Genomic DNA, 24669 nt, shown 5'->3' with positions numbered 1-24669 from the left:
CTCCCTACGCCGGCATTACCCGGTAACAGGTTCGGCGGTCGACGCAGCCGTCTCCGTGGAGGTGTCCACGGAGGTCAGCGTCCTCTCAGCCCCGTGCTCGGAGCTCCCGCGATGTGCAAAAGCGCCTCCACGCTAACGGCTGACACCGGGCACGCGCCAGGGCGCCCCCTGCCGCGCCTGCGATGATCGGGCCGTGGACTCCTCCTCCCCGCCTCCCCCGCCGTCCCGTCCGCCGGTGCCGCCGGTGCCGCCTTCCACCCCGCCGCCCCGGTCCGGCCGGCCCCCCTCACCCGCTCAGGGGCCCGGTCAGGGGCCCGGTCGGCAGCCCGGTCAGGGGCCCGGTCGGGAGCAGGCGCCGCACGGGCACGGGCATGCGCCGCACGGGCACTCGCACGGTCACCACCACGGGTCGCCCGCCCCCGCCTCGGCGCGGCTGCGCAGGGTGGTCGCGGCGGTGCTGATCCCGTTCGCCGTCGCGGTGTTCGCCGGGCTGGTCGTGCTGTGGCCGGGCGGTGCGCCCGAGGGTGAGGGCTCATCCAGCGGTGTCGGCTTCGACCGGCAGACGCTCGGTGCGCGGGTCACCGCGGTCGAGGAGGTCGACTGCGCGGAGGTGGGCGCCGCCCGGTCGCCCGGCGGCCCGGGGGGCGCCGACGGAGGTGGCGGGGGTGCCGGAGGCGCGCGGGGCGGCGGAAGCGGCGGTCCGGGCGAGGGCGGTTCGGGCGTCCTCCCGGAGGGCTCCGCGAAGGACTCCAAAGAGGGTGCCTGTCTGCGGGCGACCGTCGAGGTCGCCGAGGGGAAGGACGCGGGCCACACCTTCCCGGAGATCGTCACCCCGGACGCCACGCGCCGGCTGAGCACCGGTCAGGACGTGGTGGTGGCGTACGCGCCCGACGCGCCGCGCGAGTTCCAGTACAGCGTGGTGGACGTGGCGCGCGGGGTGCCCATGGTGGTGCTGGCGGGCGTCTTCGCGCTGGCGGTGGTGGTCGTCGGGCGGCTGCGCGGGGTACTGGCGCTGGCCGGGCTGGTGGTCAGCTTCGGAGTGCTGACGCTGTTCATCCTGCCCGCGATCCTCCAGGGTTCCAACCCGCTGCTGGTGGCGGTGGTGGGCGGCAGCGCGATCATGCTGGCCACGCTGTACCTGTGCCACGGCGTCAACGCCCGTACCTCGGTCGCCGTCCTGGGCACCCTGGTGTCGCTGCTGCTGATCGGCCTGCTGGGCTCGGCGTTCATCGGGTGGGCCGCGCTGACGGGCAACACCGACGACCAGACCGGGCTGGTGCACGGCCTCTACCCGGACATCGAGATCCGCGGGCTGCTGCTGGCCGGTGTGCTGATCGGCTCGCTGGGCGTGCTGGACGATGTGACGGTGACGCAGACCTCGGCGGTGTGGGAACTGCGGCAGGCCGACCCGTCGGCCGGGTGGCGCAGGCTCTACGGCGCGGCGATGCGCATCGGGCGCGACCACATCGCGTCGGTGGTGAACACGCTGGTGCTGGCGTACGCGGGGGCCGCGCTGCCGCTGCTGCTGCTGTTCTCGATAGCGGAGAGCGGGATGGGCCAGGTGGCCACCAGCGAGCTGGTGGCACAGGAGATCGTGCGGACGCTGATCGGCTCGATCGGCCTGGTCGCCTCGGTCCCGGTGACCACGGCGCTGGCGGCCCTGGTGGCGGTCGCCGACCGCGAGGGGACGTCCGGCGGGCCGGGGCGCGCCCGGGGCCGGGGAGGCAGGCGGCGGGCGCGGCGCTGAGCCGCGCCCGGGGCCGGGGCCGGGGCGCCCCGGCGGGAGGCGTCAGTCTCCCGAGGAACCGGAGGAGGTGAACTTCCGCACCAGATAGACCAGCGCGCCGACCAGTGCCACGAACAGCAGGACCTTGAACAGCAGCTTCACGACGAAGCCGACGACGGCGAAGATCAGGCCGCCGAAGACGAAGAGCGCGATGAGCGGGATCGCGACCCACTTCACCCACCACGGCAGCGCCGCGAACGTCTCCTTGAGATCCATGGCCGTTACCCGCTTCCTGAAGTCTCCGGTCACCGGGCGGACCCGGCGGCCGGGTGCGTCCGGTGCTTCCGCCTCCGATGCTAGGCGGGCGGGCCGCGCGCCGGGACGCCGCGGGCCCGGGTCCTTCCCTGACCGGACCCCTAAGGAGGGGCGGGGCGGCGGCCCGGAGGGTCCGGGGGGTCCGGGGGGTCCGGGTGGTCCGGGTGGTCCGGAAGGTCCGGGTGGTCCGGTCAGCCCTCGGGGGGAGAGAAGACCACCAGAACCCGCAGGTCCTCGGTGATGTGGTGGAACCTGTGCGGCACCCCGGCCGGCACGTAGACCACGCTGCCGCGCGCGACCGGGGTGGTCTCGTCCCCCACGGTGATCAGCGCCCGGCCGCTGGCGACGAAGTACACCTCGTCCTGCCGGTGCGGCTGCTGCGGGTCGAGCGCGCCCCGGTCCAGGGCGTACAGGCCGACGGACATGTTCCTCTCGCGCAGGAACTGCAGGTACGCGCCGTCGTTGGCGGCCCGCTCCGCCTCCAGTTCCTCCAGCCGGAACGCCTTCATGACTCCTCGACCCCTCACCGGTAGGCGACCGTCCCCGTTTCTGGAACGATCTCGGACATGGTGAATTTCCTTGTCAGAACGATCGCCAACGCGGTGGCCCTGGCCGTCGCCGTCTGGCTGCTGGACGACATCACGCTCACGGGTGACGACACCGCGGGCAAGACCTTCACGCTGGTTCTCGTCGCGCTGATCTTCGGCGTCGTCAACGCCGTGGTCAAGCCGATCACGAAACTGCTGTCCCTGCCGCTGCTGGTCCTCACGCTCGGCCTGTTCACCCTGGTGATCAACGCGCTGATGCTGCTGCTCACCTCCTGGCTGGCCGAGCAGTTCGACCTGGCCTTCCGTGTGGAGGGCTTCTGGACGGCGGTGCTCGGCGCCCTGGTGATCTCCATCGTGTCGTGGGCGGTGAGCATGGTGCTGCCCGACGGCGACTGACCGCCGTGCGCGGAAGGACGCAGAACGGAGAACGAAGGACGGGGCCGGGGGGCCGGGGCGTCGCCGATGATGGAGGGCATGCGCACCTCTGACCCAGGCACCCCCGGCACCCCCGACGCCCCCCGCGTCTCCGGAGCCCCCGGCGGCGTCCGTACGCCGTACCGCGTCTGCTTCGTCTGCACCGGCAACATCTGCCGCTCCCCCATGGCCGAGGCCGTCTTCCGCGACCATGCGGCGCGGGCCGGCCTGGCGGAGCTGGTGGAGACGAGCAGCGCGGGGACGGGCGGCTGGCACGAGGGCGACGGCGCCGACTCGCGCACCGTCGCGGTGCTGACGGCCGCCGGATACGTGCACGAACACGTGGCGCGGCAGTTCCGGCGCGACTGGTTCGAGCGGCTGGATCTGGTGATCGCCCTGGACGAGGGGCATCTGCGGGATCTGCGGAGACTGGCGCCCGGCCCCGGACACGCACGCAAGGTCCGGCTGCTGCGCTCGTACGCCCCCGGCGCCGGCGAGGGCCTGTGCGAACTGGACGTGCCCGACCCGTACTACGGCGGCCCGGAGGGCTTCGAGGAGTGCCTGGCCCTGGTCGAGGAGGCCGTGCCGGGCCTGCTGGAGGAGGTACGGGCCGCCCTCGGCCGGTCGGCCGGTGACGGCGGGACCGGTGACGGCGGGACCGGCGGCGGGGCGGCGGTGCTGTGACGGGTGCGACGGGCGGGCCCGGAAGGCCTGGTCAGGGCGTCGCCGGGCGGGTGGCAGCCCTGACCGGCTCGGCCGCCGGGCAGGCGCGGCCCGTGGGCGGCGGCGACATCTGCGACGCGTACCGGATCGCCCTCGCGGGGGGCCGTACCGTCTTCGCCAAGACCCTGGCCGGCGCTCCCCGTGACTTCTTCGCAGCCGAGGCCGCCGGTCTGGAACTGCTGCGCTCCACCGGCGCGGTGGCCGTGCCGGAGGTGATCGGCGCCGAGCCGGACGTACTGGTGCTGGAGTGGGTCGAGCCGGGCGCGGCGAGCGCCGGGCAGGCCGAGCGGCTGGGCCGCGAGCTGGCCGCCCTGCACTCGGCGCCGGCCCCGGTCTGGGGCGGCACGGACCCAGCCCTCCCCGTCCATCTGGGCTCGGTGCCCCTGCCCTCGCCGCCCAAGCCGCCCTCCGGGGCGGAGGACTGGCCGGCCTTCCACGCCGAGTGGCGGCTGCTGCCCCTGCTGCGTCGGGCGGTGGACGGCGGCGGGATCGGGGCGGGGGACGCCCGGGACGTGGAACGGCTGTGCGATGCGCTGGCCTCGGGCGGGCCGGCGGGCGGCGGGTTGGCCGGCCCCGCGCAGCCGCCCGCCGTCGTCCACGGCGATCTGTGGTCGGGCAACGTCCTGTGGTCCGCCGACGGCCGCGCCCGGCTGATCGACCCGGCCGCACAGGGCGGCCACCCCGAGACGGACCTGGCGGTGCTGGAGCTGTTCGGCTGCCCGCACCTGGAGCGGCTGCTGGCGGCGTACGAGGAGGTCCGCCCGCTGCCCGGCCGGAGCGGGCGTGTGCCGCTGCACCAGCTCCAGCATCTGCTGGTGCACGCCGTCCTCTTCGGCCCCGGCTACGGCGCCCGCTGCGGTGCGGCGGCCCGGGCGGCGCTCGGCCGGCCGGCGCACGTACGCTCGAAGGCGCCGGACGGGCTGGCGGGGGAGAGCGACGAGGAGCGGGCATGACGCGCGAGCGGAACGGGCAGGACGAGCGGAACGGGCAGGACGGGCCGTCGCCGCGCGGCGACGGGACGCGGGTGGTGCGGGCCGGGCTGCCGGAGGAGGAGCCGTACGCGCCGCCGCTGCCGGGCCCGGTGCTGGCCGCCCACTTCCACCTGCCCGGCGACCCGGCGCAAGCCCCCTACTCCTACGGCCGCGACGGCAACCCCACCTGGACGGGCCTGGAGACCGCCATCGGCGAACTGGAGGCCCCCGGCGACGAGACGGCGCGCACGACCGTCTTCGCCTCCGGCATGGCCGCGATCTCCGCGGTGCTGCTGTCGCGGACGCGGCCCGGCGACGTGGTGGTGCTGCCCTCGGACGGCTACAACCTGCTCGTTCCGATGCGCGAGCGGCTGGAGGGCTGGGGGGTGGAGGTGCGCACCGCGCCCACCGGCGGCGACGCGCAGCTCGACGCCCTGGACGGGGCGGCGCTGCTGTGGATCGAGTCCCCCTCCAACCCCGGTCTGGACGTGTGCGACATCCGCCGCCTGGCCGACGCCGCCCACGAGCGCGGCGCGCTGGTCGCCGTGGACAACACTCTGGCCACCCCGCTGGGCCAGCGCCCGCTGGAGCTGGGCGCCGACTACGCGGTGGCCAGCGGCACCAAGGCGCTGACCGGCCACGGTGACGTGCTGCTGGGCTATGTGACGTGCCGGGATCCGGAGCTGACGGCGTCGGTGCGGCTGTGGCGCAAGACGGTCGGGGCGATCCCCGGGCCGGTGGAGGCGTGGCTGGCGCACCGCTCCCTGGCCACCCTGGAACTGCGCACCGGGCGGCAGGCCGCGAACGCGCTCGCCGTCGCCGAGGCGCTGCGCGAACGGCCGGAGGTGAGCGGCGTACGGCACCCGGGGCTGGCGGACGACCCGGCGCACCCGGTGGCGGCGCGGCAGATGCGGCGCTTCGGCTGCGTGGTCTCCTTCACCCTGCCGGACAAGGGGTTCGCCGAGCGGTTCCTGGGCGCGCTGCGGCTGGTGGACGACGCGACGAGCTTCGGCGGGGTGCGCTCCACGGCCGAGCGGCGCGGCCGGTGGGGCGGGGACGCGGTGCCGGAGGGCTTCGTGCGGATGTCGGTGGGTGTGGAGGACGCGGCCGATCTGGTCGCCGACATCCGGGCGGCGCTGGACGAAGCCGGGCGCGGCTGACGTACGGGCCGGCGCGAAGGGGTGTGAAGGGGTGTGAAGGGGTGTGAAGGCGCGCTGATGGGCTCCGTGGGATGCGGTGGGCGCGGGGCGGCTTGAAGCTCCCCCCTCATGCCTCAAGCCGCCCCGCGCGACGCGCGTAAACAGCGCATGGTCAAGGGTAGTTGACTGAGCGTTATTGTCCAGTCGTCATACCGGTGCCCGCCCGCCGGGCCGGGAGCCGTCCCGCCCTCCGGGCCCGGAAGGTTTCACCGGCCCCCGAGCGGGCCAGATCTCCCCCATGACCGCCGACGCGCGCCCCGTGGTCAAACGCACCGCCCGGGCCATCCTGCTCGATGACGACGAGATGATCCTGATCAAGCGGACCAAGCCCGGCCGCGAGCCGTACTGGATCACTCCGGGCGGCGGCGTCGAGACCGGGGACGCCACCGTCGTCGACGCCCTCCACCGCGAGCTGGACGAGGAGCTGGGGGCGAAGGTGACCGATGTGGTCCCCGCCTTCGTCGACACCGTCCCCTACGACCCGGCCGAGGACGCGGGCAGCGGCACGGCGGTCGTCGCGCCGCGGGCCCCGGAGGGGGCAGACGCGGCGGAGGGCGCCGCGGGGGACGCGGTGAAGGTGCAGTTCTTCTTCGTCTGCCGGCTGGCCTCGATGGATCTGTCGCGCCGGCACGGCCCGGAGGTCGAGGAGCCGCGCGGCGAGTACGAGGTCGTCCGCGTCCCCTTCACCCGCGCTGGCATCGCCTCGGTGGAGGTGGTGCCGCCCTCGCTGCGCGCCTACCTCGACGCCAACATCGAGGGCGTACGCGCCCTGCTGGGCCCGGACCTGGGCTGACACCGTCCGGCTGGTATCCGGCTGACGTCCGCAGGGGCCGGCCCGGTCTCCGGTCCGGTCTCCGGTCCCGGAAGGCCGGAGGAAGCCGGGAGAGCCGGGAGAGCCGGGGTCCGCTCAGCCGAACCAGCCCCGGAACGGCGTCCGTTCGCCCTCCGCCCGGCGCCGCCGGGCCTTGTCGAGCAACTGCTCGGCGTGGGCGCGCCAGGCCGCCGGATCGTCGGAGGGCGGCACATGCCCGGCGGGTCCGCCGGGCACGCCCGGGCGATCACGCTCGCGCGGCGGCCGTACGGCGGGGCCGCCGCGCCGCCGCGCCGCCTGTGCCGTCCCGAAGAAGTCCCCGCCCTTGCGCCGCTGGTCGTCCGTGCCCCAGTCGCGCGGGGTCCCCTTGGGCGCCCGCTGCAGATGCGGGATGTGCTTGGCGCAGTGGATGTACGCCTCCTCCACCGTCACCCGCACCCACACCAGTGCCCGCCGGCCGGGCACGGAGTCGGACGGCAGGTCCGGATGGGCCTGGCGCAGCTCGGCGTCCTCGACGATCTCGGCGCGGCCGTTGACGTGCAGACCGATCCGGGCCTGGAAGAAGTCGACCAGCAGGATGCCCAGATGCGGGTTCTCCTGGATGTTGCCGAGGCTGGCGTGCACGCCGTTGCCCCGGTACTCGGGATAGACCAGGGTCCGCTCGTCGATCACGTGCAGGAAGCCGGGCGGACCGGCGCGGAAGGAGTTGTCGCACTCGCCGTGCCGGTCGGCGGTGGCCAGGAAGAACATCTCCTGCCGGCCGATGAACTCCCGCATCTGCTCGTTGAGGTGGTCGAGCATCTGCTCGCCGTAGAAGCGGTCGGCGCGCTCGGTCGTGCCCAGTCGCTGCTGCATCGCGTGCTCGCCGTCGCTGCCGGGGCGTACGGGCTCAGGACCGGGACCGGGGTCGAGGCCGGGAGCCGGCTCGGGGGCGGGTGCGGGGACCGTGGCGGGGAAGGGGGCGGGTGCCGGGGCGAAGCCGGCCGGCGCCGTGTCCTCCGACTCGTCCACAGCCCATGCCGGGCGTGCCGGGCGTGCCGGGCGTGCCGGTCCCGTACGGTCCGGCACGGGCGCCGTGCGGGCCGGGCGCGCCGTCCTGAGCGTCATGGTGGCGTCGACCGCTTCCGTCGCGTCCACGTCGTGGTTCACGTGGTGGTTCCGTCCTGTCTCGCTGTCGCGTCCGCTTCGTCCGTCCGCCGCTTCCGGCCCCCGCGGGAAGCCGCGGGCCCCGCGGGCCTCAACTCCGCAGGGCGACCAGCCCGCCGAGGGAGTCGTGCCGTATCCGGTCGGAGGGGATCCCCACCCCCACCAGCGCGTCCAGCCCGCTGCGGATCATCCCCGGCGGACCGGACAGGTAGCCGTCGAAGGCGTGCCACGGCCCGCCCTGTCGTACCACGTCCGGGAGCCGGCCGGTGATCCCGCCCGACGGCCCCTCGACCACCGGACGGACCGACAGCCACGACAGCCTCCGCTCCATCTCGCGCAGGGTGTCCAGGTCGTACAGGTCCAGGTCGCTGCGGGCGCCGTAGAACACCTCCACCGGGCGGGCGCGGCCGTGCCCGGCGACGTCCTCGACCAGCGCCTTGATGGGCGCTATGCCCGTGCTGCCGCCCAGGCAGAGCAGGCCGTTGCCACAGGAGTGGTCCACCGTCATCGAACCGGCGGGCCCGCCCAGCCGCAGCACGTCGCCGGGGCGGGCCCGGTGGACGAGCGCGCGCGAGACCCAGCCCGCGGACACCGCCTTGACGTGGAAGACCAGCAGCCCGTCCGAGCGCGGGGCGCAGGCCAGGGAGTACTGCCGCCACACCTTCGGCCACCAGGGCGTCTCGACACTGGCGTACTGGCCGGCCAGGAAAGGATAGGGCTGGTCGGGCCGGACGGTGATGACGGCGATGTCGGAGGTGCGCATCTCGTGCGAGACCACCTCGGCCTGCCACAGCGCCGGCGCCTTGCGCGCGTCCTCGGCCGCGGCGTCGATCATGATCTGCGAGATGGCGGTGTAGGCGCGCACCCAGGCGGCCTCCGCCTCCTGGCCCCAGGTGCGCGGGGCGTAGCGGGCCAGCGCGTCGATCAGGCACTCGCCGACGGCGGGGTAGTGCCCGGGCTCGGTGCCGTACTTGCGGTGGCCGCGGCCGAGGTGGGATAGGTACCCCACCAGCGCGCGGCGCTCGTCGATCAGCCCGGCGGCGGTGAGCAGCGCCTTGAACAACCGGTCGCGCTGGGCGTCCATGGCGGCGGGGAACAGCGCGCGCACACCCGGGTTCCGGGTGAACAGCAGGGCGTAGAAGTACGAGGTGAGGGCTTGCGACACCGGCTCCACCTCGTCCAGGACACGGCGTATCAGCTCCGCGTCGCGGGAGGGTTCGAACCGCCCGTAGCCGGGGTTGGCGGTGAACTCCGGGACCGGGCCGGGCGCGGAGGGCGCGGGCCCCGGTGCGGGGCCGGGCCGGGACGGCGGTGCCGTGCGCTCCTCCCCGTGCTTCGGAGCGAACCAGCCCCGGTCACCGCCTCCACCGACGGTGGGCGGTCCACCGGCCGCGCGCTGGGGGGTTCCGTTGCCCGCCGACGTAGTGGCCATGGTCTGTCTCGCCTCGTACATCTTCCGATCGGTCCGGTCACTTACAGAGCGGAAACCACCTGGGCAGAGCCCCCGTTTCATCGGCCGCAGATATGCGTGAGCGGCGATACACGGTCTCGACCATACCGGTGCGCGATCGATACACAAGCCCCGGCAGGGACTCCACCGAATTCCGCGAGCTCCGTCATCCCGCTGAATTGTGCTGCGCCCGCTCCCGGCTCCGAGTCCCCGTTCAGAACGGCCGGAAGAAGCCTTACCCACGCTCCCAGCAGGGACGATTACCGTGCCACACCCGTCGGCCATGGCACGGGAGGCGCGACCGGAGGCCTCTCCGCGCGGAGTCGACCGCCCCGAACCCGGCACATTCCCCATACGTTATCTTCACTTCTCCGGCCATGATTACGGAAAGCAGCGGAGAGTGATCTGTCCGCAGTTTTCCAGAGCGCCCCGCTCCCTTTCCAACCGGCTTGCGGATTCCGGCCGGACGCGCCCGGAAAAGCGGCGAAAGCGTATACCCGGAAGTTTCCGGGATATGCATCGCGCCCACGGCGGCCGGTACGCGGCGGCCCGGGCCGGGGCGCGGTCCGGGCCGTGGCGCCTGCCCGGGGCGCGGTCCGGGCCGTGGCGCCTGCCCGGGGCGCGGAGTTCACCCCGCACGCCACCCCTGCGGGTCCACACCACCCGGAACGGGCGCCTTCGGATCGTAGGGGGCCCGGGTGAGGACGAACGTGCCCAGATCCAGATGGCTCACCGCACCGTCCGCACCGTCCGTCCCGCGCACCACCCGCAGCGTCTCGCCCGCGTAGTAGCCGTCCAGCCCCGTCCAGGTGCCGTCCGCCTCCGGCCGGAAGCGCGAGGCCCGCCCGATGCCGCCGACCGGGACCAGCTCCAGCGCCCGCCCCTCGCACACCCGCAGCGCGAACGCCGACGGCCCCCAGTACCACGGCCCCGTCAGCGCCAGCAGTTCCGGATCGTCCTGCGAGCGCGGACGCCACGGCTCGGGGAAGGACGGCTCGCGCTCGGCGACGATCCCCAGCAGATCGGCCGCCAGACCGCCCACCGACAGCCCCGAGGTCGCGTTGACCAGCGCCACACTCGCCAGCCGCTCCCCGGGCGCGGTCCACACCGCCGCGAGGAAACCCGGCATGGAACCGGTGTGCCCGGCCAGCAACCGCCCGCCGGAACGCACCAGTTGCATCCCCAGCCCGTACGCCTGGTCCCAGGACTCCGCCTCCGGCGCCACCGCCGGTGTCCGCATCCGCGCCAGGCTCTCCACGCCCAGCACCCGGTCGTCGCCCGCCGCCAGGAACGCCGCGAAGCGGCACAGGTCCCCGGCCGTGGACCACAGCTGCCCGGCCGGCGCCATCAGCCCGGTGTCCGCGAGCGGTTCGGGCAGCACCGCGTCCGCCCACGGATGCACGGCCCACCCCCGGGCGTACGGCTCCCGCGGCAGCGGCGTCGTACGGTCCATGCCCAGCGGGCCGAGCACCTCCTCGCGCAGCACGTCGTACCAGGGCGCGCCGCGCAGCCGCTCCACCAGGGAGCCCAGCAGCGCGTAGCCGAGGTTGGAGTAGTGGTGCCGCCGCCCGGCCGGATGCCGCACGGGCCGCTCACCGAACAGGTCGGCCGGTCCGGGGCGCAGCTCACCGGACGTCCGCTCCCACCAGGGGCCGCGCGGCTCGGCGGCCAGCCCGGCCGAATGGGACAGCAACTGGGCGACCGTCGCCCGGGCCACCTCCTCCCCGGCCTCGGCGGGCACCTCCAGATGCTCGCCGAGCGGGTCGGACAGGTCCAGCAGCCCCTCGTCGCACAGCCGCATCACCAGCACGGCGACGAAGGTCTTGGTGATCGAACCGATCCGGTACCGGGTGTCCGCGGTCGGCACGCCCTCCTTCTCCCCCGCCGCGCCGGGCGGGCCGACCGCTCCGCCGCGCACCCCCGTCCACACCGTCCGCCCGCCTCGCACCACGGCCCCGACCGCCGACGGCACCCGGCCCTCGGCCTGGGCCACGGCCAGCCTGTGGAGGAGTGCTCGACGGGTCTCCGGCAGCAGTTCGCCGTCCATGTCCGCACTGGAATCGATCATGCGCTCACTCTCCCCGGCCGCGTCGGCCGAGGCCAGCGTTTTCCACCACTGCCGCCCGCCGCCGCGGGCGGCAGTGGTGTGGACAACTCCAGCCGGCGGCTTGGAACAGAACTCCTTGAAGGAGGCTTGTTCCAAGCGACCCGCACCGGCGCGAAGGTTCGCACGCTTTCATGCCATTCGATCGTGTCTTCACATGTTTCGCCTCGTTCTTCAGATGAGGGGCTGCGCCATCGGGGTGACGCCCGGACGGAGGAGACGGTGACGGTGAACGAGGAAGTCCTGCTGGAGTCGAGGACACTGCGCGAGAGCGTGGCCGAACACACGGGCGCGCTGGACAAGGTGAAGGCGCTCGCCGTCCTGCCGGACGGGATGCATGTCACAACGCGGATGGTGGCTGATTACTTCGAGGTGGGGGAGACCGTCATCCGTGCCGTCGTCCACGACCACCGCGACGAGTTGGAGGCCAACGGCTACCGCGTCCTGACCGGTCCGGAACTGAGTTGCTTCAAGCAACTCTGTGGACTCCCCCCGCGCACCCGCTCCGTCGCCGTCTTCTCCCGGCGCACCGTCCTCAACGTCGCGATGCTGCTGCGCGACAGCATCGTCGCACGTCAGGTGCGTGCCTACCTGCTGGACGCCGAGCGGAACACCCGCCCCCACCCTGTGGATAACCTTTTCCACATCGACCTCGACGCCCTGGACGAGCGCATCACACGCATCAGCACGCAGACCGCGGGCCGGCTCATCGGACAGACCATCGTCCCCGTGCTGAACCACCTCATCCACGCCTCCGGCGAGCAGCGCCGGGAGCTGACCGCGATCCGCGAGGACCTCGAACGCGTCAAGCGGACCCTCCAGGGTCGGGAACTCACAGGAGCGGCGGCGGCAGCCGCGGCGGCCGTGGACGCGATGGGACGGCGCGAGTTCGAGGACCACGTCGCCGGGCTCTGCCGCCGCGACGGATGCACCGTGGCGAACACCGGCTCCGACAGCGGCCCGAGCGCCGCTCTCGTCGGGCGCACCGCAGACGGGCGGCGACTGGTGGTGCGGTGCGAGCACTCCGCGACGCACCGGGCCGTGGAGAGCGGAACGATGTGGGAGTTCGCCGGGATGGCGAAGCTCGAACACGAGGCGGAGGGGGCCCTGTTCGTCACCAACTCCACGTTCACCACCGCCGCGCTCGGCCTCGCGGCCCGACACGGCATCACCGCCGTGCACCGCGCGCTGCTGGAGGCGTGGAGCACGGGGACGGCGCTCCAGGTGCTGCGCTGACGACCGGCACGGCCGACAACGACCGGTGTGTGCTGCACGACCGCGCCCAAAGGCCCGAAGTCGCAAGCGGAAGTTGCGGCTTCGGGCCTCCCGCAGTCTAGCGCCGGAAGGAGTCGGCGGGGGATCGGAGCGCCAGCTTGAACCCCACGTGCGAGGCCGTGAAACCCAGCCGCTCGTAGAAGCGGTGGGCCTCCGTGCGGGTGGCGTCGGAGGTGAGCTGGACCAGGGCGCAGCCCAGACCGCGCGCCTCCTCGATCGCCCACTCGATCAGCCGGGTGCCCAGGCCCCCGCCGCGCTCGCCGGAGTGGACGCGTACGGCCTCGACGATCGCACGGCTCGCGCCGCGCCGCGACAGCCCGGGGACGACGGTGAGCTGGAGCGTGCCGACGACCCGGCCGTCGCGGACCGCGACGACCAGGTGCTGGTGCGGGTCGGCGGCGATCTCCGCGAACGCCTCCCGGTAGGGGGCGAGGTCGCCGGGCGACTCGCGGCGGGCGCCCAGCGGGTCGTCGGCGAGCATGTCCACGATGGCACCCAGGTCATCCGCCGTCGCGGGACGTATGTCGAAGTCGCTCATGACCGGCACCCTATGCCGCCCCGCACGGCGGCACCGACCCGTTTCCGTCCGCACCGGCCCGCCCGCCGGACACGTCCGATTCCTTCAAGACCTCCGGCCCGGCCAAGCCCCAGCATGACCGTATGGCACCTCGTATCGATCTCGTCGGCCTGGTCACCTCCGACATGGCCGCCTCGCTCGCGTTCTACCGCCGCCTCGGCCTCGACATCCCCGCAGGCGCCGAAGAGCAGCCCCATGTGGAGGCCCCGCTGCCCGGCGGGCTGCGCATCGCCTGGGACACCGTCGAGACCATCCGCTCCTTCGATCCCGGCTGGACCCCGCCCAGCGGCGGCGGCCGCGTCGAACTCGCCTTCGTCTGCGACGATCCGGCCGACGTCGACCGGCAGTACGCCGAACTGGAACGCGCCGGGTACACCGGGCACAAGGCGCCCTGGGACGCCTTCTGGGGCCAGCGGTACGCCGTCGTCCTCGACCCCGACGGCAACGGGGTCTCCCTCTTCGCCCCGCTGCCGGACGGCGCGCCCGGCGAGCAGTCCTCCGGTGGTCAGCCCTCCGGCGACCGGCCGTCCGACAGCAGCACCGAGAGCTGAACCCCGGCCAGCGCCCTGACCTCACGCGACAGGTGCGCCTGGTCCGCGTACCCGGCTTCGGCCGCGGCCGAAGCCGGCGGCACGCCGCCGCGGACCAGGCGCAGAGCCCGCCGGAACCGCAGCACCCGGGCCAGCGTCTTGGGGCCGTAGCCGAAGGCCGCCAGCGAGCGGCGGTGAAGCTGCCGCTCGCCCAGCCCGACCCCGCGCGCCACCCCGGCGACGCTCCCGCCGGCCCGCAGCCCGGCGGCCACCGCCGCCGTCAGCGGGTCGCCCGGTGTCCGCCGCAGCCGTACCGCCGCGGCCTCCTCCAGCACCGCGGCCCCGCTCCGGGCCTCCGCCATCCGCTCGGCCATCCGCTCGGCCAGCTCCCGCGCCTCGCGCTCCGGCCAGACCGCCTCCAGCGGCACCCGTGCGTCACGCAGCTCGTGCGCCGGTACGCCCAGGACGCGCGGCCCGGTGCCGGGTGGAAACCGCAGCCCCACATAGCCGGTCCCCGGCGGGTCGTCGGTCAGCTGGGCCCTGGTGTCCGGCCCGGCCACCAGCAGCCCGCCTGCCGTCCGGATCAGGTCCATGCACCCGTCCGGCAGCACCCGCGCCCGCTGCGGCCGCGCGAGGGCCTCCCGGCGCCACACCACCGCGCCGGCCACCCACCGCGATCCCCGCTCCTCGTACACCTCACCGGCCTCCCACCCGTGCCCGTGCCCGTACCCGTGCCCATGTCCGCGCGCCGCCCGGCGGACGGGCGCCTCACAGACCCGGCACCGGCGGCAGCGGGCCGAGACGACCCTCGACACGGCCGCGCAGCACCAGATACTCCTCCCAGCGGCGGCGCGTCCGCCCGGCGGGCCGCTCCACCGCCCGCCCCTCGGTGACCGTCTCGCCCCTGACGAACTGCTCGCGCGTCAGGTCGAGTTCGATTCCGCTCGGCAGCCGGTTCCACCAGTGGTATCCCTCCCGCTCACCACCGTGGAACACCTCTCCGAGCACCAGCTCGCCGCCCAGTAGATCGTTGACGACCAGGGAGATGATGTCGCAGTGCCCCCAGGCCGGGTTGTCCGGGCTCCACGCGATACGGGTGCCGTCGGACGGACAGCAGGTGTCGGCGGACCAGCTCGCGCGCAGGGCACGGTCGATGTCCTGCAGCGTCCACGGCGTCCGCGGCGTCGGGGTCATGCCGGCCAGCATGGCAGGCCCCACCGACACCGGGGCCCGAGGCGGGCGCCGCACCCGGTCGGGTCAGCTCACGGTCAGGTCTGGGCCATGTCCACGAAGCGCGAGTAGTGCCCCTGGAAGGCCACGGTGATCGTCGCCGTCGGGCCGTTGCGGTGCTTGGCCACGATCAGGTCCGCCTCGCCCGCCCGCGGCGACTCCTTCTCGTAGGCGTCCTCACGGTGCAGCAGGATGACCATATCGGCATCTTGTTCGATGGAACCCGATTCACGCAGGTCCGAGACCATCGGCTTCTTGTCGGTGCGCTGCTCGGGGCCGCGGTTGAGCTGGGAGAGCGCGATCACCGGCACCTCAAGCTCCTTGGCCAGCAGCTTGAGGTTCCGGGACATCTCCGAGACCTCCTGCTGACGGCTCTCGGGACGGCGCGAGCCGCCCGACTGCATCAGCTGGAGGTAGTCGATGACGACCAGCCGCAGGTCGTTGCGCTGCTTGAGGCGGCGGCACTTGGCCCGGATCTCCATCATCGTCAGGTTCGGCGAGTCGTCGATGTACAGGGGCGCGCCCGTGACGTCAGGCATCTGGCGCGCCAGCCGGTTCCAGTCCTCGTCCGTCATGCTGCCCGACCGCATGTGGTGCAGCGCCACCCGCGCCTCGGCGGACAGCAGCCGCATCGCGATCTCGTTGCGGCCCATCTCCAGCGAGAAGATCACGCTGGGCAGGTTGTTCCTGATCGAGCAGGCCCGGGCGAAGTCCAGGGCGAGGGTGCTGTTGTGCGTAGGGACCATGGACCGGCTGCACAGGTACAGGTGGGCCGGGTTGTCGACCTGGACGCACCGCACCGGAACGGATTCGATCTCCTCCACGCTCGTGATGAACCGCTGCCCCGGCTTCGGCGTGGACGGGCGGAGGCGGTCCCGGTGCGCCTGCTGCTTGCGGCCCAGCCGGAACACCTCGTCGTCGGTGGTGAAGGTGACCGTGTAGCAGGTCGAGGACTCCTCCGATCCGCCCTTGACGCGCTTGGTCGCCATCCCGCACCGGTAACCGAGGCTCATGACCAGCTCCCGGAACCCTTCGGCGAGAGCGTGATCGGTGACGGCGAACTGCACGGAGCCGGTGCGGGACACGGTGCCGTGGGTGTCGAGAAGCCCCGCCAGCAGTGCTCTCCGCTGGGCAACGGACCCTCGCAGGTACTCGGTGGGAATGTGCTTGTTCCCCAGCACGCCCAGCTCCCGTAGAAGGACGAGGAAGCTGCCGTGCCGCCCGGTGCACGGGGCGCACCGGGGCTCGGTGAAGGGAGAGAAGCACGTGGCCCCGCAGTCGACGCAGGTGGCGTGTGGTACCGGGGCGGAAGCGGCACGCGCCCGGCCACCGCAGGATCGGCCGCAGGTACGGACATGCGCCGGCCTGGGGACGAACTCCGTGCCGCACACGGCGCAGGACCGCTTGAGGCGTTCCGGTGCGTCCACCGTCGGAGACAGAGCGTAGGTGACTTCCGTGTTGCCGACCGGGCGGGTGGTGATGCCGTCCTTCTGGACGTACTCCAGGATCTCAGGGTCCACGGTGGTCAGGCTTGCGGCGGTGCTCGAGCCGTCTCCGAGCCAGACTCCCAGGGTGTAGGGCGGGATCGGGAGCGCCCGTTCGGGCAGGTCGAGCGGAGCGGTGTTGCGCACGGAGTGGTTCGTGCGCCGGTCGGCGGTCAGGCACCGTACCGTCTCCGCGATCTCCTTCGTGGTCTTCACCGTCGCGGCTCGGTGGGCGTAGCGCCGGGAGGAGCGGGTGTCGGTGAGCCACTGGTGCTCGGCATCCGCGACAACCGTGGTTCCGTCATCGAAGGTGATCCGGTAGCACGGGCGGCCGTGCATGACGTCGGTCGCGGCGACCACGCGGGTGGGGCGCCCGTCGGCGTCGAGGAGGTCATCCCCTTCTCGGACGTCGCCCATGGTGGTCCACCCGTCAGGGGTGGGCAGCGGGGTATCGAGCCCCAGCGCCTTGCCCATCGCCGGCCTGGCCGCGATGACGATCATCTGGCCCGGGTGGAGGCCGTTGGTCAGGGAGTCCAGGTCGGTGAAGCCCGTCGGCACGCCCGACATCTGGCCGCTGCGCGAGCCGATCGCCTCGATCTCGTCGAGCGCGCCCTCCATGATGTCGGCGAGCGGGAGGTAGTCCTCCGAGGTGCGCTGCTCGGTGACGGCGTAGATCTCGGCCTGGGCCGAGTTGACGATCTCGTCCACGTCGCCGTCGGCCGCGTACCCCATCTGCGTGATGCGGGTGCCCGCCTCCACCAGGCGGCGCAGGACGGCGCGTTCGTGGACGATCTCCGCGTAGTACTGGGCGTTGGCCGCGGTGGGGACGGCCTGGACCAGGGAGTGCAGATAGCCGGGGCCGCCGACCTTGGAGATCTCGCCGCGTCTGGTCAGCTCGGCGGCGACGGTGATGGGGTCGGCCGGCTCGCCCTTGGCGTAGAGGTCGAGGACGGCCTGGTAGATCGTCTCGTGGGCCGGGCGGTAGAAGTCCTGGCCCTGGAGGGTCTCCACCACGTCCGCGATGGCGTCCTTGGACAGCAGCATGCCGCCGAGGACGGACTTCTCGGCGTCGAGGTCCTGTGGGGGGAGGCGGTCGAAGCCGCCCATCGGGCTCGAGGGCCAGGTGTCGGCGCCGCGGTCGTGACGCTCGCCGTCGAAGGCCGCGTCGCGGCTGCGGCGGGAGACGGGGAGGTGGTCTCCCGGACCGGGCCCTCCCGGACCGGGGGCCCCGGTGGCGTATCCGGGTGCCGGGCTGTCGACGTGCTCGGACTGCGTCACCCCGCCACCTCCTCCCGTTCCTTGCGACCCGCGCCCGTCTTTCCTACGGCACGGCTCTGACACTGGGCTCGCCCGCTCCCCGGTCGCGGTTCCGGTCCGCCTCCGGTCGCGACAGGGCCGCGGGCCGGGCGAAGAGGAGGGGAACAGCAGGCGGGCGCCGGACAACGGTAGAGCTACGGAGGCCTCCAGCCAATCCAGTTATCCACAGGGTGTGTGGATGAACGACCGCATCCTGTGGAGAACTCGGCGATTCCTGTGCACGGGGCGGGGGACGGACCTGTGGAGAAGTCGGTCGGTCGACTTTTACACAGGGCTTGACCTGCCGTTTTTCCATCCACCGGCTGTGCAGGGGAAAAACTTCGCGGCTCGCGTCAAGATCGCGACAAACGGCGCAGAGGATCTCACCCCAGGTGAGGAATGGTAATGGTCACACATCTATTGCAACTATTACTTGTGGATGTTTGGATCGGATCATGACACACGCTCCCCCGCCGGCCGGACGCACCGCGGCACGCGGCCACGACCGCGAGATCATCGCGCTGGCGCTCCCCGCCTTCGGCGCGCTCGTCGCGGAGCCCCTGTTCGTCATGGCCGACAGCGCGATCGTGGGCCACCTGGGCACCCCTCAGCTCGCCGGCCTCGGTGTCGCGGCCACCCTGCTGACGACCGGGGTGAACGTCTTCGTCTTCCTCGCCTACGCCACCACCGCCGCCGTCGCGCGCCGCGTCGGGGCCGGTGACCTGCCCTCCGCCATCCGGCAGGGCATGGACGGGATCTGGCTGGCGCTGCTGCTCGGCGCGGCGGTGGTGGCCGCCGTGCTGCCCACCGCGCCCGCACTCGTCGACCTGTTCGGGACGTCCGCGACCGCGGCGCCGCACGCGGTGACGTATCTGCGGATCAGCGCGCTGGGCATTCCCGCCATGCTCGTGGTCCTGGCCGCCACCGGTGTGCTGCGCGGGCTGCAGGACACCCGGACCCCGCTGTACGTGGCCGTCGGCGGCTTCTCCGCCAACGTCGTGCTCAACTTCGCCCTGGTGTACGGCGCCGGGCTGGGCATCGCCGGCTCGGCCTGGGGCACGGTGATCGCGCAGTGCGCGATGGCGGCCGTCTATCTGGTGGTGGTGGTCAGGGGCGCCCGGCGGCACGGCGCCTCGCTGCGGCCGGACGCCGCCGGGATCCGGGCCAGCGGCCGGGCCGGGGCGCCGCTGCTGGTCCGCACCCTGTCGCTGCGCGCCGTGCTGGTGCTGGCGACCGCCGTCGCGGCACGGCTGGGGGATGTCGAGGTGGCCGCGCACCAGATCACGCTGACCGTCTGGTCCCTGCTGGCCTTCGCGCTGGACGCCATCGCCATCGCCGGGCAGGCGATCATCGGCCGCTACCTGGGCGCGGGGGACGCGGCGGGAGCGCGGGCCGCGTGCCGGCGGATGGTGCGGTGGGGGGTCGCCTCCGGGATGGTGCTGGGAGTACTGGTGGTCGCGGCGCGTCCGCTGCTGCTGCCGCTGTTCACCCCGGACACCGCCGTGCACGACCGGCTGACGCCCGCGCTGCTGGTGGTGGCGGTGACCTCACCGGTCGCGGGGGTGGTCTTCGTGCTGGACGGAGTGCTGATGGGCGCGGGCGATGGGCCGTATCTGGCGTGGGCGGCGCTGGCGACGCTGGTGGTGTTCGCCCCGGCGGCGCTGGCGGTCCCGGCGCTGGGCGGGGGGTTGACCGCGCTGTGGTGGGCGGTCGCCGGCCTGATGATGGGGATGCGGCTGGTCACCCTGTGGCTGCGGGCCCGCTCGGGCCGCTGGGTCGTCACCGGGGCGGTGCGCGTCTGAGCGGACCGCCGGGCACAGAGCAGAAAGCACGGAGCACGGCGAAGGGCCGCGGCCCCCTCACGGGGACCGCGGCCCTTCGGCTGTGTGCCGGGGGGTGCCGTCAGGCGGCGCCGACCTCGACGCCGATCCTGGCGGTGACCTCGGGGTGCAGACGCACCGAGACCCGGTGCGAGCCCAGGGTCTTGATCGGGGCTTCCAGTTCGATGCGGCGCTTGTCGACGTCCGGTCCGCCCGCGGTCTTCACCGCCGCGGCGACGTCGGCCGGGGTGACGGAGCCGAACAGACGGCCCTGGTCGCCGGCGCGGACCTTCAGGCGCACGGTGACGCCCTCCAGCTTGCCCTTGATCTCGTTGGCCTGCTCGATCGTCGCGATCTCGTGGATCTTGCGGGCGCGGCGGATCTGCTCGACGTCCTTCTCCCCGCCCTTGGTCCAGCGGATGGCGAATCCGCGGGGGAGCAGGTAGTTGCGGGCGTACCCGTCCTTCACCTCGACGATGTCGCCGGCGTTGCCGAGACCCGAGACCTCGTTGGTCAGGATGATCTTCATGAGTCGGTCATCCTTCCCTTATCGAGCGGTCGAGGTGTAGGGCAGCAGCGCCATCTCACGGCTGTTCTTCACGGCCGTGGCGACGTCACGCTGGTGCTGGGTGCAGTTGCCGGTCACACGACGGGCACGGATCTTGCCGCGGTCGGAGATGAACTTCCGCAGCAGGTTCGTGTCCTTGTAGTCGACGTACTTGATCTTTTCCTTGCAGAACACGCAAACCTTCTTCTTCGGCTTGCGAGCAGGCGGCTTCGCCATTGTCTCTCTCCGTTTGGTTCAAGAAGTCTGTGCCTGTGAGCGCAGCCCCTCCCGGAACCCCTGGGGGTCCCTCAGAAGGGGGGCTCGTCCGAGTAGCCGCCGCCGGAACCGCCGGAGCCACCGCCCCAGCCGCCACCGCCGCCGCCCTGCTGGCCGCCGGCCGGAGCGCCGGTCGCCCACGGGTCGCCCGCGGGTGCGCCGCCGCCCTGCTGGCCACCGCCGGGGCCACCGCCGGGGCCGCCGCCCCAGCCGCCGCCACCGCCCTGCTGGCCGCCGCCGCGGCCGGTGGTCTTGGTGACCTTGGCCGTGGCGTTGCGCAGGCTGGCGCCGACCTCGTCGACGTCCAGCTCGTAGACCGTGCGCTTGATGCCCTCGCGGTCCTCGTACGAGCGCTGCTTGAGCCGGCCCTGCACGATGACGCGGGTGCCCCGGGTGAGGGACTCGGCGACGTTCTCCGCCGCCTGCCGCCACACCGAGCAGGTCAGGAACAGGCTCTCGCCGTCCTTCCACTCGTTGGTCTGGCGGTCGAAGGTGCGGGGGGTGGACGCGACACGGAACTTCGCGACCGCCGCACCGGAGGGGGTGAAGCGCAGCTCGGGGTCGTCGACCAGATTGCCGACGACCGTGATGACGGTCTCGCCTGCCATGGGTGAACCTCTCGGCGGGGTGCTGCTGGCTGCTGGTGATGCTGTGGTGCCGGTGCTTCCGGAGTGCCGGAGGCGCTACCGGTTGCCGGGGATCCGCTGAGCGGGAGCGCTCAGTGGGTCTCGGGGCGGAGGACCTTGGTCCGCAGAACCGACTCGTTCAGGTTCATCTGACGGTCGAGCTCCTTGACGACCGCGGGCTCGGCCCGCAGGTCGATGACCGAGTAGATGCCCTCGGGCTTCTTCTTGATCTCGTACGAGAGACGACGACGGCCCCAGGTGTCGACCTTCTCGACCTTCCCCTCGCCCTCGCGGACGACGGAAAGGAAGCTCTCGATCAGCGGGGAGACAGCGCGCTCCTCGAGATCGGGGTCGAGGATGACCATCACCTCGTAGTGACGCATGTGGAACCCACCTCCTCTGGACTCGGCGGCCACGGTCGTTCCGTGGCAGGAGGGTCGTGATGCGTGAGCAACGGTATCGGCCGGCACTGACAGTCCCGGTCCGTTCCCCCGGAAAACACCCGGTCCGTTCCCGGATCCGGTCGCCGCCGGGGCAGACACCGCGCAGACGGTACAGAGTACCCGCACCGCCACTCGGTTTGAAATCCGGTGCCCGATCCCCGCAATCTGGACACAGGGGACGTGATACGCGTCACCCGTCGCACCCTCGCAAGTCCGGCGGATGCGGCTCGTCCGCCCTGTCCGGGGGTCCGGCCTTCCGGACGGCCCCGCAGGAGGTTCCCCATGGCACAGGCGGTACGGAGGAGCCCGGTCTCCTTCCTCCTCAACACCGACGGCCGGCGGCACCCGGTCGAGAACCGGCTCGTCGCCGTGACCGCGGTGCTCGGTGTGGTCGCGTTCATCACCGGCTTCTTCTCCGGCCTCAGCCTGATCGCGTCCTGGGCCGGGCTGCTGGGAATCGTGTCCGGCGGCTGGGGGCAGATGATCTCCGCCACCACCGGCGAGCGGTTCGCGCTGGTCGTCGGCATGGGAGCGGCGGCGGTCGGCTTCTACCTGGGAATGTCGAACGGCGGGCTGTTCGGCTGACCTCCCGGCCACCGGCCCGGCACGGCGGGGCGGGCCGGTGGGGCGGGGCGGGCCAGCCCGGCTTCGGCTCGCCACGGCCCCGTACTGGCACGTCCGGGGCGCGTGCCTGCGCAGTAGGCTTCCGGCCAGACCCTGCGAAGTACGCCGGAGGAGCGCCCCGTAATGAGCCTGACCCTGAGGACGATCAGTCGCGAGCAGCACCTGGCGTATATCCGGAGCCTGCCATCGGCCAGCCACATGCAGGTCCCCGCGTGGGCGGATGTGAAGGCCGAGTGGGGGTCGGAGAACCTGGGCTGGTTCGACGCGAGCGGCGAGCTGGTCGGGGCGGGTCTGGTGCTGTACCGCCAGCTACCGAAGGTCAAGCGCTATCTGGCCTATCTGCCCGAGGGGCCGGTGATCAACTGGTTCGCGCCGAACCTGGAGGAGTGGCTGCGCCCGATGCTGGCGCATCTGAAGGCCAAGGGCGCGTTCTCGGTGAAGATGGGCCCGCCCGTGGTGATCCGGCGCTGGGACGCCCCCGCGATCAAGACCGGCATCCAGAACCCGGACGTGAAGCGGCTGCGCGATGTCGAGGCCACCCACATCGAGCCGCGCGCCTTCGAGGTGGCCGACCGGCTGCGGCGGATGGGCTGGCAGCAGGGCGAGGACGGCGGCGCCGGCTTCGGTGACGTCCAGCCGCGCTACGTCTTCCAGGTGCCGCTGGAGAACCGCTCGCTGGACGAGGTGCACAAGGGCTTCAACCAGCTGTGGCGGCGCAACATCAAGAAGGCCGAGAAGGCCGGCGTCGAGGTCGTGCAGGGCGGCTACGACGATCTGCCGGTGTGGCAGGAGCTGTACGAGGTCACGGCCGAGCGCGACCGCTTCCGGCCGCGTCCCCTGGGCTACTTCCAGCGGATGTGGACGGCGCTGAACGCCGAGGACCCCAACCGGATGCGGCTGTACTTCGCCAAGCACGAGGGCGAGCCGGTGGCCGCGGCCACCATGCTGATCGTGGGCGGGCACGTGTGGTACTCCTACGGCGCCTCGGCCAACCACAAGCGCGAGGTGCGCCCCTCCAACGCCATGCAGTGGCGGATGCTGCAGGACGCGTACGCGCTCGGGGCGAGCGTGTACGACCTGCGCGGCATCAGCGACTCCCTGGACGACTCCGACCACCTCTTCGGTCTGATCCAGTTCAAGGTGGGCACCGGCGGCCAGGCCGCCGAGTATCTCGGCGAGTGGGACTTTCCGCTCAATAAGCTGCTGCACAAGGCGCTCGACATCTACATGTCGCGCCGCTGACGCCCTGCTCCACGCACGTCCGGCGAGAGCCGGCGGGACGGAAGACGGCCCGCCGGCGCACGCCGGGACCGATGAGAAAGGTTCCGTACGGCCATGGCGCTCTCCCTCTACGTCGACACCGAACGCTGGCGGGCGCACCAGCAGACGGTGCTGAAGCAGTTCCCGGGGCTGGTCCCGGTCTGCAAGGGCAACGGATACGGCTTCGGCCACGAGCGGCTGGCCGAGGAGGTGACCCGCTCCGGCTCGGACGTCATCGCCGTGGGCACCACGTACGAGGCCGCCCGGATGAAGGACTGGTTCAGCGGGGACCTGCTGGTGCTCACCCCGTTCCGCCGCGGTGAGGAGCCGGTGCCGCTGCCGGACCGGGCGATCCGTTCGGTCTCCTCGGTCGACGGGGTGAACGCGCTGGTCGGAGCCCGTGTCGTCATTGAGGTGATGAGCTCGATGAAGCGGCACGGGGTGGTGGAGGAGGACCTGGGCAAGCTGCGCGCCTCCATCGAGGACGTGCGGCTGGAGGGCTTCGCGATCCATCTGCCGCTGGACCGCACCGACGGTACGGACGCGGTGGACGAGGTCATCGGCTGGATGGACCGGCTGCGGGCGGCCCGCCTGCCGCTGGAGACGATGTTCGTCAGCCATCTGAAGCCTCAGGAGTTCGCGCTGCTCCAGCAGCAGTTCCCGCAGACCCGTTTCCGGGCGCGGATCGGCACGCGGCTGTGGCTGGGCGACCACGAGGCGACCCGGTACCGGGGCTCGGTGCTGGACGTCACACGGGTGGTGCGGGGCGACCGCTTCGGCTACCGCCAGCAGAAGGCGGCGGGCGACGGCTGGCTGGTGGTCGTGGCCGGCGGCACCTCGCACGGGGTGGGCCTGGAGGCGCCGAAGGCCATGCACGGGATGACCTCGCGGGCCAAGGGCGTGGCGCGGGCCGGGCTGGCGACGGTGAACCGCAACCTCTCGCCCTTCGTCTGGGACGGCAAGCAGCGCTGGTTCGCCGAGCCGCCGCACATGCAGGTGTCGATCCTGTTCGTGCCGGAGGAGGCCGCGGAGCCGAAGGTGGGCGACGAGCTGACGGCGATCCTGCGGCACACGACGACGCAGTACGACCGGCTGGTCGACAACTGAGCGGCCGCGCGCGGCGGCGGGGCGCCGTACGACGGCGAGGGGCCCGGACACGAAACCGTGTCCGGGCCCCTCGCCATGCTGCGCCGCCGGATGCGCCACCGGCTTCCGGCGCGGTGTTCTCGGTGTTTCCGCTGTTTCTGCTGTTTCTGCTGTTTCCGCTGTGCCCC

25 protein-coding genes are annotated in these 24669 nt (G+C 72.8%); 12 read left to right on the top strand and 13 right to left on the bottom strand.

The features are described from left to right. Positions 1–193 precede the first annotated feature (193 nt). Positions 194–1747, top strand: coding sequence for a YibE/F family protein (locus BM237_RS24545; RefSeq protein ID WP_425443738.1), 1554 nt, complete (start codon positions 194–196; stop codon positions 1745–1747). Positions 1748–1789: 42 nt separating this feature from the next. Here BM237_RS24545 and BM237_RS24540 read toward each other — a convergent pair whose 3' ends face one another. Both BM237_RS24540 and BM237_RS24530 read right to left on the bottom strand, forming a co-directional pair. Next, a complete protein-coding gene (locus BM237_RS24540) occupies positions 1790–2002 on the bottom strand; it encodes a DUF5326 family protein (protein WP_093851906.1) in 213 nt (70 codons plus the stop codon). Positions 2003–2232: 230 nt separating this feature from the next. Next, positions 2233–2550, bottom strand: a complete 318-nt coding sequence (locus BM237_RS24530) for a cupin domain-containing protein (RefSeq protein WP_093851904.1) — start codon at positions 2548–2550, stop codon at positions 2233–2235. A 57-nt stretch (positions 2551–2607) separates the two neighbouring features. Here BM237_RS24530 and BM237_RS24525 point away from each other — a divergent pair, with 57 nt between their 5' ends. The 5 genes from BM237_RS24525 to BM237_RS24505 all read left to right on the top strand — a co-directional run bounded on the left by BM237_RS24525 (position 2608) and on the right by BM237_RS24505 (position 6689). Further along, positions 2608–2985 carry a phage holin family protein gene (locus tag BM237_RS24525; RefSeq protein ID WP_093851903.1) on the top strand — a complete coding sequence of 126 codons (378 nt, stop codon included), beginning with the start codon at positions 2608–2610 and terminating at the stop codon, positions 2983–2985. Positions 2986–3054: 69 nt separating this feature from the next. Further along, on the top strand, positions 3055–3687 hold the full coding sequence (locus tag BM237_RS24520; RefSeq protein WP_483883300.1) for a low molecular weight protein-tyrosine-phosphatase: 633 nt from the start codon (positions 3055–3057) through the stop codon (positions 3685–3687). Between the two features lie 50 nt (positions 3688–3737). Beyond that, on the top strand, positions 3738–4679 hold the full coding sequence (locus BM237_RS24515) for a fructosamine kinase family protein (protein WP_245794013.1): 942 nt from the start codon (positions 3738–3740) through the stop codon (positions 4677–4679). Then, positions 4676–5857 (top strand): cystathionine gamma-lyase, encoded by a 1182-nt coding sequence (locus tag BM237_RS24510; RefSeq protein ID WP_093851901.1) that lies wholly within the window; start codon positions 4676–4678, stop codon positions 5855–5857. Before BM237_RS24515 ends, BM237_RS24510 begins: the two co-directional genes overlap by 4 nt. A gap of 277 nt (positions 5858–6134) precedes the next feature. Next, positions 6135–6689, top strand: coding sequence for an NUDIX domain-containing protein (locus tag BM237_RS24505; protein WP_093851900.1), 555 nt, complete (start codon positions 6135–6137; stop codon positions 6687–6689). Positions 6690–6803: 114 nt separating this feature from the next. On the opposite strand, the gene BM237_RS24500 is transcribed toward BM237_RS24505, so the two are convergent. From BM237_RS24500 to BM237_RS24490, 3 genes are all read right to left on the bottom strand, one after another. Further along, positions 6804–7562 carry a pyridoxamine 5'-phosphate oxidase family protein gene (locus tag BM237_RS24500; RefSeq protein ID WP_093851956.1) on the bottom strand — a complete coding sequence of 253 codons (759 nt, stop codon included), beginning with the start codon at positions 7560–7562 and terminating at the stop codon, positions 6804–6806. A 382-nt stretch (positions 7563–7944) separates the two neighbouring features. Beyond that, entirely contained in the window at positions 7945–9285 is a 1341-nt protein-coding gene (locus BM237_RS24495) for a globin domain-containing protein (RefSeq protein WP_245794011.1), read from the bottom strand. A 646-nt stretch (positions 9286–9931) separates the two neighbouring features. Next, the gene (locus BM237_RS24490; protein WP_245794009.1) at positions 9932–11371 is read right to left on the bottom strand and encodes a serine hydrolase domain-containing protein; all 1440 of its coding nucleotides are present in this window, start codon (positions 11369–11371) and stop codon (positions 9932–9934) included. A gap of 264 nt (positions 11372–11635) precedes the next feature. Here BM237_RS24490 and BM237_RS24485 point away from each other — a divergent pair, with 264 nt between their 5' ends. Then, positions 11636–12643: a restriction endonuclease gene (locus BM237_RS24485; RefSeq protein ID WP_245794008.1), complete on the top strand. Its 1008-nt coding sequence runs from the start codon at positions 11636–11638 to the stop codon at positions 12641–12643. A gap of 97 nt (positions 12644–12740) precedes the next feature. Here the strand turns inward: BM237_RS24485 and BM237_RS24480 are convergent, their stop codons facing one another. After that, complete coding sequence (locus tag BM237_RS24480) at positions 12741–13220, bottom strand: GNAT family N-acetyltransferase (protein ID WP_093851954.1); 480 nt, start codon at positions 13218–13220, stop codon at positions 12741–12743. 122 nt (positions 13221–13342) lie between these two features. On the opposite strand from BM237_RS24480, the gene BM237_RS24475 reads away from it, so the two are divergent. Continuing rightward, positions 13343–13810: a VOC family protein gene (locus BM237_RS24475; RefSeq protein WP_093851897.1), complete on the top strand. Its 468-nt coding sequence runs from the start codon at positions 13343–13345 to the stop codon at positions 13808–13810. Here BM237_RS24475 and BM237_RS24470 read toward each other — a convergent pair. From BM237_RS24470 to dnaB, 3 genes are all read right to left on the bottom strand, one after another. Continuing rightward, a complete protein-coding gene (locus BM237_RS24470; RefSeq protein ID WP_093851896.1) occupies positions 13765–14484 on the bottom strand; it encodes a helix-turn-helix domain-containing protein in 720 nt (239 codons plus the stop codon). The two genes, BM237_RS24475 and BM237_RS24470, sit on opposite strands and share 46 nt — an antisense overlap. Positions 14485–14557: 73 nt before the next feature. After that, a complete protein-coding gene (locus BM237_RS24465) occupies positions 14558–14983 on the bottom strand; it encodes a YunG family protein (RefSeq protein ID WP_093851953.1) in 426 nt (141 codons plus the stop codon). 74 nt (positions 14984–15057) lie between these two features. Continuing rightward, positions 15058–17610, bottom strand: coding sequence for a replicative DNA helicase (gene dnaB, locus BM237_RS24460; RefSeq protein WP_093851952.1), 2553 nt, complete (start codon positions 17608–17610; stop codon positions 15058–15060). Between the two features lie 644 nt (positions 17611–18254). Between dnaB and BM237_RS24455 the strand changes: the two genes are divergently transcribed. Continuing rightward, positions 18255–19601 (top strand): MATE family efflux transporter, encoded by a 1347-nt coding sequence (locus BM237_RS24455; protein ID WP_093851895.1) that lies wholly within the window; start codon positions 18255–18257, stop codon positions 19599–19601. 100 nt (positions 19602–19701) lie between these two features. Here the strand turns inward: BM237_RS24455 and rplI are convergent, their stop codons facing one another. The 4 genes from rplI to rpsF all read right to left on the bottom strand — a co-directional run bounded on the left by rplI (position 19702) and on the right by rpsF (position 21451). Further along, positions 19702–20148: a 50S ribosomal protein L9 gene (rplI, locus tag BM237_RS24450; protein ID WP_093851894.1), complete on the bottom strand. Its 447-nt coding sequence runs from the start codon at positions 20146–20148 to the stop codon at positions 19702–19704. Between the two features lie 18 nt (positions 20149–20166). Continuing rightward, positions 20167–20403 (bottom strand): 30S ribosomal protein S18, encoded by a 237-nt coding sequence (gene rpsR / locus BM237_RS24445; RefSeq protein WP_027765513.1) that lies wholly within the window; start codon positions 20401–20403, stop codon positions 20167–20169. A gap of 71 nt (positions 20404–20474) precedes the next feature. Then, entirely contained in the window at positions 20475–21050 is a 576-nt protein-coding gene (locus BM237_RS24440) for a single-stranded DNA-binding protein (protein WP_093851893.1), read from the bottom strand. A 110-nt stretch (positions 21051–21160) separates the two neighbouring features. Continuing rightward, positions 21161–21451 carry a 30S ribosomal protein S6 gene (gene rpsF / locus BM237_RS24435; protein ID WP_093657167.1) on the bottom strand — a complete coding sequence of 97 codons (291 nt, stop codon included), beginning with the start codon at positions 21449–21451 and terminating at the stop codon, positions 21161–21163. Positions 21452–21793: 342 nt separating this feature from the next. Here rpsF and BM237_RS24430 point away from each other — a divergent pair, with 342 nt between their 5' ends. From BM237_RS24430 to BM237_RS24420, 3 genes are all read left to right on the top strand, one after another. Beyond that, the gene (locus BM237_RS24430; RefSeq protein ID WP_093851892.1) at positions 21794–22096 is read left to right on the top strand and encodes a hypothetical protein; all 303 of its coding nucleotides are present in this window, start codon (positions 21794–21796) and stop codon (positions 22094–22096) included. A gap of 162 nt (positions 22097–22258) precedes the next feature. Beyond that, complete coding sequence (locus tag BM237_RS24425; RefSeq protein ID WP_093851891.1) at positions 22259–23377, top strand: lipid II:glycine glycyltransferase FemX; 1119 nt, start codon at positions 22259–22261, stop codon at positions 23375–23377. A 93-nt stretch (positions 23378–23470) separates the two neighbouring features. Beyond that, a complete protein-coding gene (locus BM237_RS24420) occupies positions 23471–24502 on the top strand; it encodes an alanine racemase (RefSeq protein ID WP_093851890.1) in 1032 nt (343 codons plus the stop codon). Positions 24503–24669 lie beyond the last annotated feature (167 nt).

It is taken from the genome of Streptomyces mangrovi (assembly GCF_900114215.1).
GTDB classification, from domain to species: domain Bacteria; phylum Actinomycetota; class Actinomycetes; order Streptomycetales; family Streptomycetaceae; genus Streptomyces; species Streptomyces barkulensis.
Note: the sequence above shows the minus strand (reverse complement) of the source record. Positions and strands in the feature narration are given on the sequence as shown.

Bases quoted from the DNA above. Each gene is read 5' to 3' on its own strand.
- BM237_RS24530 (WP_093851904.1), bottom strand. From the start codon at position 2,550: ATGAAGGCGTTCCGGCTGGAGGAACTGGAGGCGGAGCGGGCCGCCAAC.
- BM237_RS24500 (WP_093851956.1), bottom strand. From the start codon at position 7,562: ATGCAGCAGCGACTGGGCACGACCGAGCGCGCCGACCGCTTCTACGGC.
- BM237_RS24525 (WP_093851903.1), top strand. From the start codon at position 2,608: ATGGTGAATTTCCTTGTCAGAACGATCGCCAACGCGGTGGCCCTGGCC.
- dnaB (WP_093851952.1), bottom strand. From the start codon at position 17,610: ATGGGCGGCTTCGACCGCCTCCCCCCACAGGACCTCGACGCCGAGAAG.
- BM237_RS24505 (WP_093851900.1), top strand. From the start codon at position 6,135: ATGACCGCCGACGCGCGCCCCGTGGTCAAACGCACCGCCCGGGCCATC.
- BM237_RS24540 (WP_093851906.1), bottom strand. From the start codon at position 2,002: ATGGATCTCAAGGAGACGTTCGCGGCGCTGCCGTGGTGGGTGAAGTGG.
- BM237_RS24510 (WP_093851901.1), top strand. From the start codon at position 4,676: ATGACGCGCGAGCGGAACGGGCAGGACGAGCGGAACGGGCAGGACGGG.
- BM237_RS24520 (WP_483883300.1), top strand. From the start codon at position 3,055: ATGGAGGGCATGCGCACCTCTGACCCAGGCACCCCCGGCACCCCCGAC.
- rpsF (WP_093657167.1), bottom strand. From the start codon at position 21,451: ATGCGTCACTACGAGGTGATGGTCATCCTCGACCCCGATCTCGAGGAG.
- BM237_RS24480 (WP_093851954.1), bottom strand. From the start codon at position 13,220: ATGAGCGACTTCGACATACGTCCCGCGACGGCGGATGACCTGGGTGCC.
- BM237_RS24430 (WP_093851892.1), top strand. From the start codon at position 21,794: ATGGCACAGGCGGTACGGAGGAGCCCGGTCTCCTTCCTCCTCAACACC.
- BM237_RS24455 (WP_093851895.1), top strand. From the start codon at position 18,255: ATGACACACGCTCCCCCGCCGGCCGGACGCACCGCGGCACGCGGCCAC.
- BM237_RS24440 (WP_093851893.1), bottom strand. From the start codon at position 21,050: ATGGCAGGCGAGACCGTCATCACGGTCGTCGGCAATCTGGTCGACGAC.
- rpsR (WP_027765513.1), bottom strand. From the start codon at position 20,403: ATGGCGAAGCCGCCTGCTCGCAAGCCGAAGAAGAAGGTTTGCGTGTTC.
- BM237_RS24490 (WP_245794009.1), bottom strand. From the start codon at position 11,371: ATGATCGATTCCAGTGCGGACATGGACGGCGAACTGCTGCCGGAGACC.
- rplI (WP_093851894.1), bottom strand. From the start codon at position 20,148: ATGAAGATCATCCTGACCAACGAGGTCTCGGGTCTCGGCAACGCCGGC.
- BM237_RS24425 (WP_093851891.1), top strand. From the start codon at position 22,259: ATGAGCCTGACCCTGAGGACGATCAGTCGCGAGCAGCACCTGGCGTAT.
- BM237_RS24420 (WP_093851890.1), top strand. From the start codon at position 23,471: ATGGCGCTCTCCCTCTACGTCGACACCGAACGCTGGCGGGCGCACCAG.
- BM237_RS24465 (WP_093851953.1), bottom strand. From the start codon at position 14,983: ATGACCCCGACGCCGCGGACGCCGTGGACGCTGCAGGACATCGACCGT.
- BM237_RS24495 (WP_245794011.1), bottom strand. From the start codon at position 9,285: ATGGCCACTACGTCGGCGGGCAACGGAACCCCCCAGCGCGCGGCCGGT.
- BM237_RS24475 (WP_093851897.1), top strand. From the start codon at position 13,343: ATGGCACCTCGTATCGATCTCGTCGGCCTGGTCACCTCCGACATGGCC.